Genomic DNA, 15,204 nt, shown 5'->3' with positions numbered 1-15,204 from the left:
GGGCCCTGAGGGTCCCGGTCCGCAGCACGCGGGCGGCGGTCAGCGCAGGTCGAAGCGGTCGAGCTCCATGACCTTGGTCCAGGCCGCCACGAAGTCGTGGACGAGCTTCTCCCCGGCGTCGGCGCTGGCGTAGACCTCGGCGAGCGCCCGCAGCTGTGAGTTGGACCCGAGCACGAGGTCGACCGCGCTGGCGGTCCACCGCACCTCGTCCGTGGCCAGGTCGCGGATCTCGTAGACGTGCTCCTCGGACTCCGAGGCGACCCAGCGGGTGCCGGGGGAGAGGAGGTTCACGAAGAAGTCGTTCGTGAGGACCCCGGGGCGGTCGGTCAGGACGCCGTGCTGGAGCCCGCCCACGTTGTTGCCGAGCGCCCGCAGACCGCCGACGAGCACGGTCATCTCCGGAGCGGTCAGGTCCAGCATGTAGGCACGGTCGACGAGAAGGACCTCGGGCTCGGTCTTCTCGCCGGGTCGCAGGTAGTTGCGGAATCCGTCGGCCCGAGGCTCCAGCACCCGGAACGACTCGACGTCGGTGTCCTCCTGGGAGGCGTCGGTCCGACCCGGCCGGAACGGCACAGTCACGTCCACCCCGGCGTCGCGCGCTGCCTTCTCGACCGCCGCGGAGCCGGCGAGGACGATGAGGTCGGCCAGCGACACCTGGGCGCCGCCGCGCTGGTTGAACTCGCTGCGGACGCTCTCGAGGGCCTCGAGCACCGTCGCGAGCTGCTCCGGCTGGTTGACCTCCCAGCTGCGCTGGGGCTCGAGCCGCAGGCGGGCTCCGTTGGCCCCGCCGCGCTTGTCCGTGGAGCGGAAGCTGGCGGCCGACGCCCACGCCGTCGACACCAGCTGCTCCGTCGTGAGCCCGGACTCCAGGACCGCGGCCTTGAGCGACGCGACCTCGTCCTCGCCGACCAGCGGCTGCTCGGCCGCCGGGACCGGGTCCTGCCACAGCTGCGGCTCGGGGACCCAGGGGCCCAGGAAGCGGCTGACCGGACCCATGTCGCGGTGCAGCAGCTTGTACCAGGCCTTGGCGAAGGCCAGGGCGAACTCCTCGGGGTTCTCCAGGAACCGGCGAGAGATCTGCTCGTACGTCGGGTCCACGCGGAGCGCGAGGTCCGTCGTGAGCATCGTCGGGCGGTGCTTGCGCGACGGGTCGTGCGCGTCGGGGATGATCTCCTCGGCGTCCTTGGCGACCCACTGCTTGGCGCCGGCCGGACTCGTCGTGAGCTCCCACTCGTGGGCGAAGAGGAGCTCGAAGAAGCGGTTGCTCCACTCGGTCGGACGGTCGGTCCACGTGACCTCGAGGCCGCTCGTGATGGTGTCGCCGCCCTTGCCGCTGCCGTGGGTGCTGAGCCAGCCGAGCCCCTGGTTCTCGAGCGGCGCCCCCTCGGGCTCCGGCCCGACGTGCGTGTCGGCGTCGCCCGCCCCGTGGGTCTTGCCGAAGGTGTGACCGCCGGCGATGAGGGCGACGGTCTCCTCGTCGTCCATGGCCATGCGGGCGAAGGTCTCGCGGATGAAGTGCGCGGCCGCGGCGGGGTCGGCGTTGCCGCGCGGTCCCTCCGGGTTCACGTAGATGAGGCCCATCTCCGTGGCGCCGACGTCCTCGGCCATCTCGGAGTCGCTCACGTAGCGCTCGTCGCCGAGCCACGTGTCCTCCGGTCCCCAGAAGATCTCCTCGGGCTCCCACACGTCGGCGCGGCCGAAGCCGAAGCCGAAGGTCTTGAACCCCATGGACTCCAGGGCCACGTTGCCGGCGAGCACGAGGAGGTCGGCCCACGAGAGGCTCTGGCCGTACTTCTGCTTCACGGGCCAGAGGAGGCGGCGGGCCTTGTCGAGGTTGGCGTTGTCCGGCCAGCTGTTGAGCGGTGCGAAGCGCTGGGACCCGTCGCCGGCACCGCCGCGTCCGTCCTGGATGCGGTACGTGCCGGCGGCGTGCCAGCTCAGCCGGATCATGAGTCCGCCGTAGTGCCCGAAGTCAGCCGGCCACCAGTCCTGGGAGGTGGTCAGCACGTCGGTGATGTCGCGCTTCACGGCGTCGACGTCGAGCCCCTCGAACGCCTTCGCGTAGTCGAAGTCCTCGCCCAGCGGGTTCCCCTTGGACGAGTGGGCGTGGAGCACCGACAGGTCGAGCTGGTTGGGCCACCAGTCGCGGTTGGTGTGGGGGCGGCCGCCCGTCTTGGGCGTCGGCGAGTCGATGGCAGGGTTCTCGCTCTCGCTGCCGTGAGAGGTGACGGAGTCGTGGGCGACGGGACAGCCCGCGTCGGCCTTCTGGTCCACGCCCTGGGCGCTGGTGGGGACGTCCTGCTGGTCGCTCATGGAGTTCCTTCCGGTGTGGTGACGGTCTGGCTGGGGAGTGTGGTGCTGACGGGACGACGTGGGACCGGGTCAGGTCTGGGTCGCGCATGCTGCGCAGGTACCCCAGAAGACGACCTCCGCCTCGTCGACGACGAAGCCGTGGTCGTCCGACGGCGTGAGGCACGGCGACGGCCCGACGGCGCAGTCCACGTCGGCGATGGCCTGGCAGGACCGGCACACCACGTGGTGGTGGTTGTCGCCCGTCCGGGTCTCGTAGCGCCGTGGCGCCGGCCGGCTGGATGCGACGGAGCAGTCCTGCCTCCGTGAGCGCACGCAGACCGTCGTAGACCGCCTGGTGCGACACGTGCGGAAGTGCAGTCCTGACGATCCCGATGACGGCCTCGGTGTCGGCGTGTGGATGTCCTTCCACCGCCTCGAGCACGGCGAGCCGAGGCCGGGTGACCCTCAACGAGGCCTCCCTCAGCTGCGTCTCCGCCGTGCTCATGAGACCGACGACAGGCACTTCCCGGAGTCGTTCAAGTCGAGCGCCGTGCTCGGACCACCCGGCCGTTCGCGCCTGCTGCACCTAGGGTCGTGTCATGACCGAGCTGCGTGGCAAGACCGTCCTGGCCCTGCTCGCGCCTCCTCTCGTCATCGGGCTCGTCGGCACCACCCACCCGGCCCACCTCACACAGGAGGCGTCCGGGTACTGGACGCACCTGCACGTGATCCTGCTGCCGCTGTTCCCGCTGCTGGCGGTCGGGCCATGGCTCGTCGCACGGTCGGTGGACGCGATCTACGGACGGATCACGCTCGTCCTCGGCTACGTGTACGCCTGCTTCTACTCCGCGCTCGACATCCTGGCCGGGATCGCGGCAGGCGCGCTCAAGAACGACCGCGAGGGGGGCCTGGGCACGGTGTTCGGCTGGGCGAGCGACCTCGGCCAGGTCGGCTCGATCGCCTTCGTCGGTGCCACCGCCGCCGCCGCGGGCTGCATGCTCCGGGTCAGCGGCGTCCGCGCGTTCCCCGGTGCGCTCCTGGCGCTCGGCGGCGCGTTCGGGTTCATGCAGGAGCACGTCTACTGGCCCGGCGGCGTGCTCTCGATGGCAGCTGTCGCGGCGGGCTGGGCGTGGATGATCGTCACGTCGCGCCGCGGGGAGACGTCCAGCATGCTGGAGGCATGAGCTTCCCCCAGGACCTGGCCGCCCTGGCAGCGGCCCACGGCGTCGGCATCGACTACGAGGGCTCCGACCGCACCGTCGTGACCGTCGAGCCCGAGGTCGTGCGGGCCGTGCTCGACACCCTCGGCGTCGACGCGTCGAGCCCCCAGAGCGTGGCGTCCGCGCTCGAGGAGGTCCGGCGGCAGGAGTCGGCCCGCACGCTTCCTCCCACGGTCGTCGTGTGGCAGGGATCGGCGATGGCCCTGCCCGTCGCGGCGTCGGTCGAGCTCGAGGACGGGACCCGGCTCCAGCCGACGCGTGAGCTGCCCGCCGACCTCCCCGTCGGCTACCACCGGCTCACCGCCGGCGAGACGCAGTGCTTCCTCTTGGTCGCGCCACCCCGGCTCGCGGAGGTCCCTCGGACGTGGGGCTGGATGCTGCAGCTCTACGCGCTGCGATCCGAGAGCTCGTGGGGGATGGGCGACCTCGCCGACCTGGCCACCTTCGTCCGCCGGTCCGGCGAGGAGCAGGGCGCCGGCGTGGTGCTGGTCAACCCGCTCGACCTCGTGGCGCCCACCCACCCGATCCAGCGCTCGCCCTACTCACCGGCCACCCGCAGCTGGGTCAACCCGCTCTACCTCTCGGTCACCTCGACGGCCGCGTTCCGCGGTGCCGACGCGGCCACGCAGGCGCGGGTGCTGGAGCTCGCGCCCCGCAACGACACCGAGCTCATCGAGCACGACGCCGTGTGGGACGCCAAGAGCGCAGCGCTGGAGCTCCTCCACCCCCTCCGCCCGGACGAGGAGCGCGTGGAGCACGACGACGAGACCCTCGACGTCGCCACCTTCTGCGCCCTCGCCGAGCGCCACGGCGGTGACTGGCGGGACTGGCCGGCCTCCCTCCAGGACCCGAAGGACGAGGCGGTGCGGCAGGTCCGGGTCGACCTGGCCGAGCGGGTGGGCTTCCACGCCTGGCTCCAGCTCCTGTGCCGCCAGCAGCTCGACGCCGCCCGTGAGGCCGCACGCGACGCCGGCATGGCCGTAGGAATCGTCCACGACCTTCCGGTGGGCGTGAGCGCCGGTGGTCCCGACACCTGGGCCGAGCGCGACACCTTCGCACCGGTCGTCCGGGTCGGCTGCCCGGCTGACGCCTTCAACGAGCTGGGCCAGGACTGGGGCCTGCCGCCGTGGCGACCCCGCGAGCTGGCCGAGGCGGGCTACGACCCGTTCCGCCGGGTGGTGCGCGCGGTCCTGGAGCACGCCGACGGGATCCGGGTGGATCACGTCGCAGGCCTGTGGCGACTGTGGTGGATCCCGCCGGGAGAGCCGGCGCGCCGGGGCACGTACGTGCACTACGACCCCGACGCGATGCTCGCCGTCCTCATGATCGAGGCCGAGCGGTCCGGCGCCATCGTGGTGGGCGAGGACCTCGGGACCGTCGAGCCGGTCGTCACGCGCACCATGCGTGAGCGCGGGCTGCTGAGCTCGTCGGTGCTGTGGTTCGAGCGCGACTGGGACACCCCAGGGCAGCCGTTCATCCCGCCCGAGGAGTGGGAGCCCGAGACCATGGCCAGCGTCACGACGCACGACCTGCCCACCGCCACGGGCTGGCTCGACGCCGAGCACGTCCGCCTGCGGGCCTCCCTCGACCTCATCGACGGCTCCGAGCAGGAGGCGCTCGAGCAGGCGCACGCCGACCGCGACGCCCTCCTGCGCCTCGTCGAGGACCTCGGGCTCGACCGGAGCGATCCCGTGGCGGCCTTCCACGCGGTGATCGCGCGGGCCGCCTCGAGGCTCGTGCTGAGTGCCCCGTCCGACGTGGTGGGGGAGCGTCGCCAGCCCAACCTGCCGGGAACCGTCGACGAGTACCCCAACTGGCGCATCCCACTCCCGCTGAGCCTCGAGGAGTTCTTCGCCGACGAGCAGGTGGCTCGCGCGATCGCGCCGTTGCAGCGCGAGAGGCCCTGAGGGACCTTCCTCACACAGCGAGCGATTGCAGGTGTCCCCGGTGGGGTATTGGCTGGAGTCCCACCCACGAGCACCTGGAGCACCTTTGCGCACCTGGCCCGGATCCGCCTACCCGCTGGGCGCCACGCACGACGGCGTAGGAACCAACTTCGCGCTCTTCTCCGAGGTCGCCGACAAGGTCGAGCTGTGCCTCTTCGACGACGACGGCCAGGAGACCCGGGTGACGCTCGAGGAGGTCGACGGCTTCGTCCACCACGGCTATCTCCAGGGTGTCGGTCCAGGCCAGCGGTACGGCTACCGCGTCCACGGGCCCTACGACCCGGCCCAGGGCCTGCGGTGCAACCCGCAGAAGCTGCTCATCGACCCCTACGCCAAGGCCATCGACGACGGCATCGGCTGGGACGAGTCGCTCTTCGGGCACACGTTCGACGACCCCGACCAGCGCAACGACCTCGACTCCGCGGGTCACGCCCCGTACTCCCTCGTCACAGGTCCGTGGTTCGAGTGGGCCGACGACCGGCTGCCCCGCACCCCGTACCACCGCAGCGTGATCTACGAGGCGCACGTCAAGGGCCTCACGATGCAGCACCCGGGTGTCCCGGAGGAGCTCCGCGGCACCTACGCCGGCATCGCGCACCCCGTCGTCATCGAGCACCTGCAGAAGCTGGGGGTCACGGCGCTGGAGCTGCTGCCGGTGCACCAGTTCCTCACCGACGGCGCGCTCCGCGAGAAGGGCCTGTCCAACTACTGGGGCTACAACACGATCGGCTTCTTCGCGCCCCACGACGCCTTCGCCTCACGGCCCGGCCACCAGGTCGAGGAGTTCAAGGCCATGGTGCGAGCACTCCACCAGGCGGGCATCGAGGTCATCCTCGACGTCGTCTACAACCACACGGCCGAAGGCAACCATCTCGGCCCCACGCTGTCCATGAAGGGCATCGACAACGCGTCCTACTACCGCCTGGTCGAGGACGACCAGCAGTTCTACATGGACTACACGGGAACCGGCAACTCGCTCAACGTCCGCAGCCCCCACACGCTGCAGCTCATCATGGACTCGCTGCGCTACTGGGTCACCGAGATGCACGTCGACGGATTCAGGTTCGACCTCGCCGCCACGCTGGCCCGGGAGTTCTACGACGTCGACAAGCTGGCCACGTTCTTCGAGCTCGTCCAGCAGGACCCGGTGGTCAGCCAGGTCAAGCTCATCGCCGAGCCCTGGGACGTCGGGCCGGGCGGGTACCAGGTCGGCGGCTTCCCGCCGCTCTGGACGGAGTGGAACGGGGAGTACCGCGACGTCGTCCGCGACTTCTGGCGGGGAGCACCCTCCACGCTGGGCGAGTTCGCCTCCCGCATCACAGGGTCCTCCGACCTCTACCAGGACAACGGCCGCCGACCGTACGCCTCCATCAACTTCATCACCGCTCACGACGGCTTCACCCTCGCCGACCTGGTCTCCTACGAGCAGAAGCACAACGAGGCCAACGGGGAGGACGGGCGCGACGGCGCCGACGACAACCGCTCCTGGAACTGCGGGGTGGAAGGCCCCACCGACGATCCGGAGGTCCGGGAGCTGAGGATCCGGCAGCGGCGCAACCTGCTCACCACGCTGCTGCTCAGCCAGGGCGTCCCCATGATCCTGCACGGCGACGAGCTGGGCCGGACCCAGGGCGGCAACAACAACGCCTACTGCCAGGACAACGAGGTGTCGTGGGTGGACTGGTCGCTGTTGGAGTCCGACGCGGAGCTCGTCCAGCTCGTCGCCGACCTCACCGCCTTCCGGCGCGACCACCCGGTCTTCCGACGTCGGCGGTTCTTCGAGGGAAAGCCCGTGCGCAAGGGCGACGAGCTGGGCGACATCGCCTGGTTCACCCCCTCGGGCGAGGAGATGACCGAGCAGAACTGGGAGGACGACTTCGGCCGGGCCATCGTCGCCTTCCTCAACGGCGAGGCCATCGTGGAGCGCGACGAGCGGGGTGAACGGCTCGTCGACGACTCCTTCCTGATGGCGTTCAACGCCCACCACGAGGACATCGAGCTCACCCTGCCCGGACCCGACCACGGGCCCGGCTGGCAGCTCGTCATCGACACCCACACGGGCCTGGTGCGGTCAGAGCCGGGCGGCGACGTGGTGCCGGCCCACGGCGCGTTCACCCTTCCGGCCCGGTCCGTCGCCGTCCTGCAGCTGGTGACGCCATGACCCCCTCCTCCACCTACCGCCTCCAGCTCCGGCCCGAGTTCGGGTTCGACGACGCGAGCGCCGTCGTCCCGTACCTGGAGGCGCTCGGGGCGGGAGCGGCCTACGTCTCGCCCGTCCTCGACGCCACGCCCGGCTCCACCCACGGCTACGACGTCACCGACCCACGTATCGCCCGACCGGCGCTCGGCGGTGAGGCGGGTCGGGTCCGGCTCAGCCGACGACTCCGGGAGTCCGGGCTCGGTCTCGTGGTCGACATCGTGCCCAACCACATGTCCGTCGAGGTCCCCCGGGCCAACCCGTTCTGGTGGGACGTCCTGCGGATCGGCAAGGCGTCGCCCTTCGCGCACTGGTTCGACATCGACTGGTCCCGAGGACGGGTCCTGGTTCCCGTCCTGGGGTCGGCCGACGACGTGGAGGCCCTCTCCGTCGACGGCGACGAGCTGGTCTACTTCGACCACCGGTTCCCCATCACCGACGGGACCGGGCACGGGACACCGCAGGAGGTCCACGAGCGTCAGCACTACGAGCTGGTCGACTGGCACCGCGGCAACGCCGAGCTGAGCTACCGACGATTCTTCGACATCACGACCCTGGCCGCCGTCGCCACGGAGCTGCTCGACGTCTTCGAGCACACGCACGGCGAGGTCCTGCGCTGGGTGGCCGAGGGCGACGTCACCGGCCTGCGCATCGACCACCCCGACGGGCTCGCCGACCCCACGGCGTACATGGAGCGGCTGTCCCAGCGGGCCCCCGGCACCTGGATCGTGGTCGAGAAGATCCTCCACCCCGGCGAGCAGCTCCCGTCGTCCTGGCCGGTCGACGGCACCACGGGATACGACGCACTCAACGACGTCCTGGCCGTGCTCGTGGACCCCGCGGCCGACGAGCTGCTCACCCGGCTCGCGGCCGACCTGGGCCAGTCCGTCCACCTCGCCGAGGTCGACGAGGCCACCCGCCGCCACGTCACGGACTCGATCCTGGTGGCGGAGGTCCGCCGGATCGCCGCCCTCGTCCAGGACGTCGACCCGGAGGAGGCGCGAGCCGCGGTCGCCGAGGTGATGATCGCGTTCGAGGTCTACCGCTCGTACCTGCCCGAGGGCCGCGACGACTGGGACGCCGCCGTCGAGAAGGCCCGCGAGCGACGTCCTCGGCTCGCCGCCGCGCTCGACGCGCTCAGCGCCCAAGTCGTCGAGCACCCCCACGACGAGCTTGCCGTCCGCATCCAGCAGACCTCGGGCATGGTCGTGGCCAAGGGCACGGAGGACACCACCTTCTACCGCTTCACGCGGTTCGCGGCCCTCAACGAGGTGGGTGGCTCGCCCGAGCGGTTCGGGATCGACCTCGACGCCTTCCACTCCTCGGCGATGCTGCGCGAGGAGACCTCGCCCGAGGCCATGACCACCCTCACCACCCACGACACCAAGCGCTCCGAGGACACGCGCGCCCGGATGGTGGTCCTGGCCGAGGTGGCCGAGGACTTCGCGTCGTCCGTCCGCTCCTGGTCCGAGCGCTGCGGACTGAGCGACCCGTCGCTCGACCTGCTGGCCTGGCAGACGCTGGTGGCGGCCGCTCCTCTCAGCGACGACCGGCTCGTCGAGTACCTGCTCAAGGCGGCCAAGGAGGGCAAGACACGCACGTCCTGGACCGAGCCCGACGAGTCGTTCGAGACCGAGATCCGCGCGTGGCCCGCGCGGGTGCGGGAGAGCGTCGGCCCCGAGGTCGACGCCTTCGTCGAACGCATCACCGGATGGGGCTGGGCCACGTCGCTCACCCAGAAGCTCGTCCAGCTGGCCATGCCGGGCGTCCCCGACGTCTACCAGGGCACCGAGCTGTGGGACTTCTCGCTCGTCGACCCCGACAACCGGCGCGCCGTCGACTACGCGGAGCGCACCGCACTGCTGGCGCGCATCGAGGGCGGGCTCGTCCCCGAGGTCGACGCCACCGGAGCCGCCAAGCTGCTGCTCGTCAACCGGACGTTGACGTTGCGGCGCGAGCGGCCCGAGCTGTTCCGGGGCTACGCACCCCTGCGGGCAGCGGGCCCTGCCGCGGAGCACCTGCTCGCCTTCACCCGCAGCAGCGACCTGGCCGTGCTCACCACGCGTCTGCCGGCCGGGCTCGAGGTCGGCGGCGGCTGGCGGGACACCACGGTCCAGCTCGACGACGGCGCCTGGCGCGACATCCTGACCGGCGCGGTGCACGAAAGCGGAACGGTGCCGGTGGCCGATGTCCTCTCCACCTATCCCGTGGCCCTGCTGGTGCGCGACGGCCGCGACGAGGAGTGAGCATGTTCGACGTCTGGGTCCCGGGGAAGCAGCGCGTGCGCGTCCGGGTCGACGGCACCGACCACGAGATGGTGCCCGGCCACGGCGGCTGGTGGTCGTGCGACGTCCCGGGGGAGCGCTACGCGTTCCTCCTCGGCGACGACGACACCCCGCTTCCCGACCCACGCTCGCTGCGTCAGCCCGACGGCGTGCACGAGGCATCGCAGGTCTACCACCACGACGCCTTCGCCTGGACCGACCAGGAGTGGGAGGGCCGAGCCCTCGAGGGGTCCGTCCTCTACGAGCTGCACGTCGGCACCTTCACGCCTGGGGGGACCTTCGACAGCGCCGTGGAGAGGCTCGACCACCTCGTGGGCCTCGGCATCGACCTCGTGGAGGTGCTGCCCGTCAATGCGTTCGACGGACCACACGGCTGGGGGTACGACGGCGTGCTGTGGGGCGCGGTCCACGAGCCCTACGGCGGCCCCGACGGCTTCAAGCGGTTCGTCGACGCCTGCCACGCCCGTGGACTGGGCGTCGTGCTCGACGTCGTCTACAACCACCTCGGCCCGTCGGGCGCCTACCTCGACCGGTTCGGCCCGTACTTCGCCAAGGAGAACGACTGGGGGCCCGGCCTCAACCTCGACGAGTCCGGCTCCGACGAGGTCCGCAGCCTGATCCTCGACAACGCCCTCGGGTGGTTCCGCCACTTCCACGTCGACGCCCTGCGCCTCGACGCCGTGCACGCGCTGGTCGACACGCGCGCCCTCACGTTGCTCGAGACGTTGTCGGCCGAGACCGAGGAGCTCGCCCGGGAGCTGGGCCGCCCGCTGTCGCTCGTGGCCGAGTCCGACCTCAACGACCCGCGGACGGTCGCCTCGCGGGACCGCCACGGGCTCGGGATGACGGCCCAGTGGGCCGACGACATCCACCATGCCCTCCACGTGCGGCTCACGGGCGAGACCCACGGCTACTACGCCGACTTCGCCGACCCGAGCGCGCTGTCCAAGGTCATGCGCGGTGCGTTCTTCCACGACGGGACCTGGTCGTCCTTCCGGGGCAGGTCGCACGGACGCCCCGTCGACCCCGAGGAGCTGCCTGCCTCGGCGTTCCTGGCCTACCTCCAGAACCACGACCAGGTGGGCAACCGCGCCACCGGTGACCGCCTCACCGCCACCATCACACCCGGGCGCCAGGTGTGCGGCGCGGCCCTGGTGCTGCTGGGGCCGTTCACCCCCATGCTCTTCATGGGGGAGGAGTGGGCCGCCTCCACACCGTGGGCGTTCTTCGCCTCGTTCCCCGACCCGCAGCTGGCCGACGCGGTGCGCACCGGCCGCCGACGCGAGTTCGGCAGCCACGGCTGGGGCGAGTCCGACGTGCCCGACCCCATGGACGTCGCCACGTTCGAGGCCTCGCGGCTGGCGTGGGCCGAGGTCCAGGAGCCCGGGCACCGCGAGGTGCTCGAGGCCTACCGAGCGCTCATCGCGCTGCGACGGGAGCACGCCGAGCTCCGGGACCCGTCCTTCGCGTCGCTCGGCGTGCACGACGACGGACGCCGCATCGAGCTGGACCGGGGTCCGTTCCGCGTGGTCGTCGACCTCGAGGCGGAGACCGTCATCGTCGAGCGGGACGGCACGCCGGTCCTGGAGCTCTCCCCGCCGGCAGGAGCGACGCCATGAGTGCCGAGTCGGCCTGGGTGCGAGCAGCCGCCGAACGGCTGCGGGGCGCCGGCTACCGCGACACGTCGCTCCACGTCCCGGAGGCCACAGCCCTGCGCCGGGCCGACTTCCGGGTGTCGTGGTTCCTCACGCGGCTGCACACCTTCGTCCTGCTGGTCACGCCAGGCCCGCTCGACGTCCGACGGGCTGCAGAGCTCGTGGCCGAGGGAGTCGGTGCGGCCAAGCGTGCCAAGGGCGGTCTGCCGCTCGGGTTCCAGACCGGCCTCGCAGCGCTCACGGTCGTGGTGGTCGACGAGGCCACCGACGACCTTCGCGCCTGGTTCGCCCTGCGACCGGCCAAGATGTTCGGTGCGTTCCCGCTCGCCCTGCTGGTCGAGACCTCCACAGGACGCGTGACCACCTACACGGGCGACGTCTACTGGGGCTCGGCCTACCAGTCCTTCCTGGCCGAGCAGCAGCACCTCGTGACCGGCGACGCCGGCTCCGCTGCGCTGGGCGGAGCGGGCGGGGGGCGGGGGCAGGCCATCACGACGGTCTACGCCGTCGTGTTCGTCCTCGCCATCCTCATGGCGTTCGCCATGCTGGTGCTCCTGCTGGTCCGGTGAACCGGCGTCAGAGCGCCACGTCGCCGGCGATGCCGACCACGGTGTCGCCACCCACCCACAGGGTGTCGCCGTCCTGACTCACGTGCACACGGCCGCGACGTCCGAGGACCGTTCCCTGCGCGGCGACGTACGAGGTGGGGGCGCGGCCGGCGCCCACGAGCCACTGACCGATCGCAGCATGGAGGCTGCCGGTCACCGGGTCCTCGCCCGAGGGGAAGAAGGCGCGGACCTCGAAGGCCACGTCCGAGCCCTCGGGGGCGGGCCCCACGACGCCGACCTTGTCGAGCGCGCCGAACGCCCCGGGCTCCAGGGCGAGCACCGCGTCGGCGTCGTGCAGGAGCACCATGACCCAGCCCGGTCCGTTGTCGCCCCACTCCGCGTCCACGACGTCGCCGGGCTCGATGCCGAGGGACGCACAGATCTCCAGGACGTCGCCCTCGCTGACCGGCCCGCTGCGCCGACGTGGCGGGGCCGCGAACGCCAGCCGCCCGCCGTCCTCGCGCACCGTCACGAGACCCACCCCGCACTCCTGGACCAACCGGCCCGCCTCCTGCGGCGTCCCTCCAGCGGAGAGCCAGGCCCGCGCTGAGCCGAGGGTCGGGTGACCGGCGAACGGCAGCTCGCGGTAGGTCGTGAAGATCCGCACGCGGTAGTCCGCCGACGGGTCCGTGGGAGCGAGGAGGAAGGTCGTCTCGGAGAGGTTCGTCCACCGGGCGAAGGCACGCATCTGGTCATCGGTGAGCCCATCGGCGTCGTGCACCACGGCCACCGGGTTCCCCAGCGTGAGCTCGTCGGAGAAGACGTCCACCTGGCTGAATCGCATGCGTCCAGGCTAACGAGGTCCCGCACCGGACAGGCGACACCGACCGGGTGGAAGACTCGTGCCATGGCCACCCATCCCACGACGGACACGCAGGTCCTGGCCGGAAGGCCGTTCCCGCTCGGTGCACATCCCGAGGCCGGTGGCGTGCGCTTCGCGGTCGCGAGCAGCGTCGCGGAGAAGGTGGAGCTGTGCCTCGTCGACGACGACGGGAGCGAGCGCCGCATCGAGCTGACCGAGCGCACCTTCGGAGTCTGGCACGGCCTCGTCCCCGGGGTCACGCCCGGACAGCGCTACGGCTATCGCGTCCACGGCCCGTACGACCCGTCCCGCGGACTGCGCTGCAACTCGAACAAGCTGCTGCTCGACCCCTATGCCCGCCGCATCACGGGCGCGATGACCGACATTGAGGCCGCCCACGGCTACGCCGACGACCCCGAGGGACCCGAGCCGTCCACCGTCGACTCCCTCGGAAGCGTGCCGCTCAGCGTCGTCATGAGCCCCGGTGGTCCCGACACGGGCGCCAAGCCCGAGATCCCGTTCGAGGAGGCCGTGGTCTACGAGCTCCACGTGAAGGGCTTCACGCAGCAGCACCCCGACGTCCCCGAGGCGCTCCGCGGCACCTACCTCGGCCTGGCCCACCCGGCCGCGGTCGACCACCTCGTGCGCCTCGGCGTGACCACCGTCGAGCTCCTGCCGGTCCAGGCGTTCTGCGACGAGCCCTCCCTCGTGCGGGCCGGGCGCCACAACTACTGGGGGTACTCGCCGCTGGGCTACTTCGCGCCCCACGCGGGATACGCGAGCGAGCCCGGTCAGGAGGTCGCCGAGTTCCGCACCATGGTCGCCGCACTCCACGCCGCCAACATCGAGGTGCTGCTCGACGTCGTCTACAACCACACGTGCGAGGGCGGCCCCGACGGCCCCACCCTGAGCTTCCGCGGCTACGAGGCACCGGCGTACTACCTGCACGACGAGAACGGCCACATGGCCGACATCACCGGCTGCGGCAACACGCTCGAGGCGGCTTCTCCCACCGTGATCCGTCTCGTCACCGACTCGCTGCGCTACTGGACCACCGAGCTGGGGGTCGACGGCTTCCGGTTCGACCTCGCGAGCGTCATGGGGCGTCCGCGCGGTGGCGCCTTCGACCGCGACTCCGCCCTCCTCACCGCCATCACCACCGACCCCGTCCTGTCGCGCTGCAAGCTCGTGGCGGAGCCCTGGGACGCGACGGGAGAGGGCTACAAGGTCGGCGACTTCGGGGCCCAGTGGGCCGAGTGGAACGGCATCTACCGGGACTCGGTCCGCGACTTCTGGCGCGGCGCCTCCGGAGTGAACGACCTCGCCTACCGGCTGTCGGGATCCTCCGACCTCTACGACCACACGTTGCGCCGTCCGTGGCAGTCCATCAACTTCGTCGACGCCCACGACGGGTTCACGCTGAGGGACCTCGTGAGCTACGACGGCAAGCACAACGAGGCCAACGGCGAGGACAACCGCGACGGCACCAACGACAACCGCTCCTGGAACCACGGCGTGGAGGGCGAGACGGACGACCCCGAGATCCGCGCGCTCCGCGCCCGTCAGGGCCGCAACCTGCTCGCCACCCTGCTCCTCTCCACCGGGACCCCCATGTTCGTCGCCGGCGACGAGCTCTGGCGCACCCAGGGCGGCAACAACAACGCGTACTGCCTCGACGACCCCACGTCCTGGGTCGACTGGACCACGACGCCCGAGACCGAGCAGATGCTGGCCTTCACCCGGCGCGTCGTTCACCTGCGCGACCGCAGCCCCGCGCTCCGCCAGCCCGAGTTCTTCGACGGGCGCACCACGCCGACCGGACGTCCCGACCTCATCTGGCTCCAGCCCGACGGCACGGAGATGGACGACGACGCCTGGAACGACCCCGAGCGACGCAGCCTGGGCATGTGGATCGACGGCTCCAACAGCCAGTCCCGGACCCGGGAGGGCGAGCTCCTCGCCGACCATTCCTGGCTGCTGCTCCTCCACGCCGGCGACGAGCCGCTCGACGTCACGCTGCCGGACCACGAGTTCGGGCAGACCTACAAGCCGGCGCTCGACACGACCTCGGCGGACGGCGAGCCGCAGGACCTCTCGGCGCTCGCAGCAGGCTCCGTCGTGACCCTGCAGCCACGGTCCCTCCTGCTGCTCAAGGCTCCGCGCGAGGTCGCGGAGGACCACTGAGACCTGTCCGACACG

10 protein-coding genes and 1 pseudogene are annotated in these 15,204 nt (G+C 71.5%); 7 read left to right on the top strand and 4 right to left on the bottom strand.

Annotated elements, in window-relative coordinates; all coding sequences use genetic code 11:
• Positions 1–39: 39 nt before the first annotated feature.
• The 3 genes and pseudogenes from katG to ASD11_RS18910 all read right to left on the bottom strand — a co-directional run.
• Positions 40–2,313 (bottom strand): catalase/peroxidase HPI, encoded by a 2,274-nt coding sequence (gene katG / locus ASD11_RS07055; protein ID WP_056285098.1) that lies wholly within the window; start codon positions 2,311–2,313, stop codon positions 40–42.
• A gap of 69 nt (positions 2,314–2,382) precedes the next feature.
• A complete protein-coding gene (locus ASD11_RS18915; RefSeq protein WP_442854182.1) occupies positions 2,383–2,625 on the bottom strand; it encodes a Fur family transcriptional regulator in 243 nt (80 codons plus the stop codon).
• 16 nt (positions 2,626–2,641) lie between these two features.
• A pseudogene (locus tag ASD11_RS18910) lies at positions 2,642–2,797 on the bottom strand (transcriptional repressor); the annotation flags it as partial.
• A gap of 94 nt (positions 2,798–2,891) precedes the next feature.
• On the opposite strand from ASD11_RS18910, the gene ASD11_RS07045 reads away from it, so the two are divergent.
• The 6 genes from ASD11_RS07045 to ASD11_RS07020 all read left to right on the top strand — a co-directional run bounded on the left by ASD11_RS07045 (position 2,892) and on the right by ASD11_RS07020 (position 12,164).
• On the top strand, positions 2,892–3,476 hold the full coding sequence (locus tag ASD11_RS07045; protein WP_056285096.1) for a hypothetical protein: 585 nt from the start codon (positions 2,892–2,894) through the stop codon (positions 3,474–3,476).
• The gene (malQ, locus tag ASD11_RS07040; RefSeq protein WP_056285094.1) at positions 3,473–5,419 is read left to right on the top strand and encodes a 4-alpha-glucanotransferase; all 1,947 of its coding nucleotides are present in this window, start codon (positions 3,473–3,475) and stop codon (positions 5,417–5,419) included. The genes ASD11_RS07045 and malQ overlap by 4 nt, the downstream gene beginning before the upstream one ends.
• An 85-nt stretch (positions 5,420–5,504) precedes the next feature.
• Positions 5,505–7,619 (top strand): glycogen debranching protein GlgX, encoded by a 2,115-nt coding sequence (gene glgX / locus ASD11_RS07035; protein ID WP_056285092.1) that lies wholly within the window; start codon positions 5,505–5,507, stop codon positions 7,617–7,619.
• On the top strand, positions 7,616–9,901 hold the full coding sequence (gene treY / locus ASD11_RS07030; protein WP_056285090.1) for a malto-oligosyltrehalose synthase: 2,286 nt from the start codon (positions 7,616–7,618) through the stop codon (positions 9,899–9,901). Before glgX (ASD11_RS07035) ends, treY begins: the two co-directional genes overlap by 4 nt.
• Positions 9,902–9,903: 2 nt before the next feature.
• Positions 9,904–11,559: a malto-oligosyltrehalose trehalohydrolase gene (gene treZ / locus ASD11_RS07025; RefSeq protein ID WP_082554214.1), complete on the top strand. Its 1,656-nt coding sequence runs from the start codon at positions 9,904–9,906 to the stop codon at positions 11,557–11,559.
• Entirely contained in the window at positions 11,556–12,164 is a 609-nt protein-coding gene (locus ASD11_RS07020; protein WP_056285088.1) for a hypothetical protein, read from the top strand. Before treZ ends, ASD11_RS07020 begins: the two co-directional genes overlap by 4 nt.
• 7 nt (positions 12,165–12,171) lie before the next feature.
• On the opposite strand, the gene ASD11_RS07015 is transcribed toward ASD11_RS07020, so the two are convergent.
• Positions 12,172–12,987, bottom strand: a complete 816-nt coding sequence (locus tag ASD11_RS07015) for a PhzF family phenazine biosynthesis protein (protein ID WP_056285085.1) — start codon at positions 12,985–12,987, stop codon at positions 12,172–12,174.
• Positions 12,988–13,050: 63 nt separating this feature from the next.
• Here ASD11_RS07015 and glgX (ASD11_RS07010) point away from each other — a divergent pair, with 63 nt between their 5' ends.
• A complete protein-coding gene (gene glgX, locus ASD11_RS07010) occupies positions 13,051–15,189 on the top strand; it encodes a glycogen debranching protein GlgX (RefSeq protein ID WP_056285082.1) in 2,139 nt (712 codons plus the stop codon).
• The last annotated feature ends 15 nt before the right edge of the window (positions 15,190–15,204 follow it).

The organism is Aeromicrobium sp. Root495, from assembly GCF_001426755.1.
In the GTDB taxonomy this organism is placed as follows: Bacteria; Actinomycetota; Actinomycetes; order Propionibacteriales; family Nocardioidaceae; genus Aeromicrobium.
Note: the sequence above shows the minus strand (reverse complement) of the source record. Positions and strands in the feature narration are given on the sequence as shown.

Excerpts from the sequence above, each read along its gene's own strand:
- ASD11_RS07015 (WP_056285085.1), bottom strand. The coding sequence starts at position 12,987 with ATGCGATTCAGCCAGGTGGACGTCTTCTCCGACGAGCTCACGCTGGGG.
- treZ (WP_082554214.1), top strand. The coding sequence starts at position 9,904 with ATGTTCGACGTCTGGGTCCCGGGGAAGCAGCGCGTGCGCGTCCGGGTC.
- ASD11_RS07045 (WP_056285096.1), top strand. The coding sequence starts at position 2,892 with ATGACCGAGCTGCGTGGCAAGACCGTCCTGGCCCTGCTCGCGCCTCCT.
- treY (WP_056285090.1), top strand. The coding sequence starts at position 7,616 with ATGACCCCCTCCTCCACCTACCGCCTCCAGCTCCGGCCCGAGTTCGGG.
- ASD11_RS07020 (WP_056285088.1), top strand. The coding sequence starts at position 11,556 with ATGAGTGCCGAGTCGGCCTGGGTGCGAGCAGCCGCCGAACGGCTGCGG.
- malQ (WP_056285094.1), top strand. The coding sequence starts at position 3,473 with ATGAGCTTCCCCCAGGACCTGGCCGCCCTGGCAGCGGCCCACGGCGTC.
- glgX (WP_056285082.1), top strand. The coding sequence starts at position 13,051 with ATGGCCACCCATCCCACGACGGACACGCAGGTCCTGGCCGGAAGGCCG.
- katG (WP_056285098.1), bottom strand. The coding sequence starts at position 2,313 with ATGAGCGACCAGCAGGACGTCCCCACCAGCGCCCAGGGCGTGGACCAG.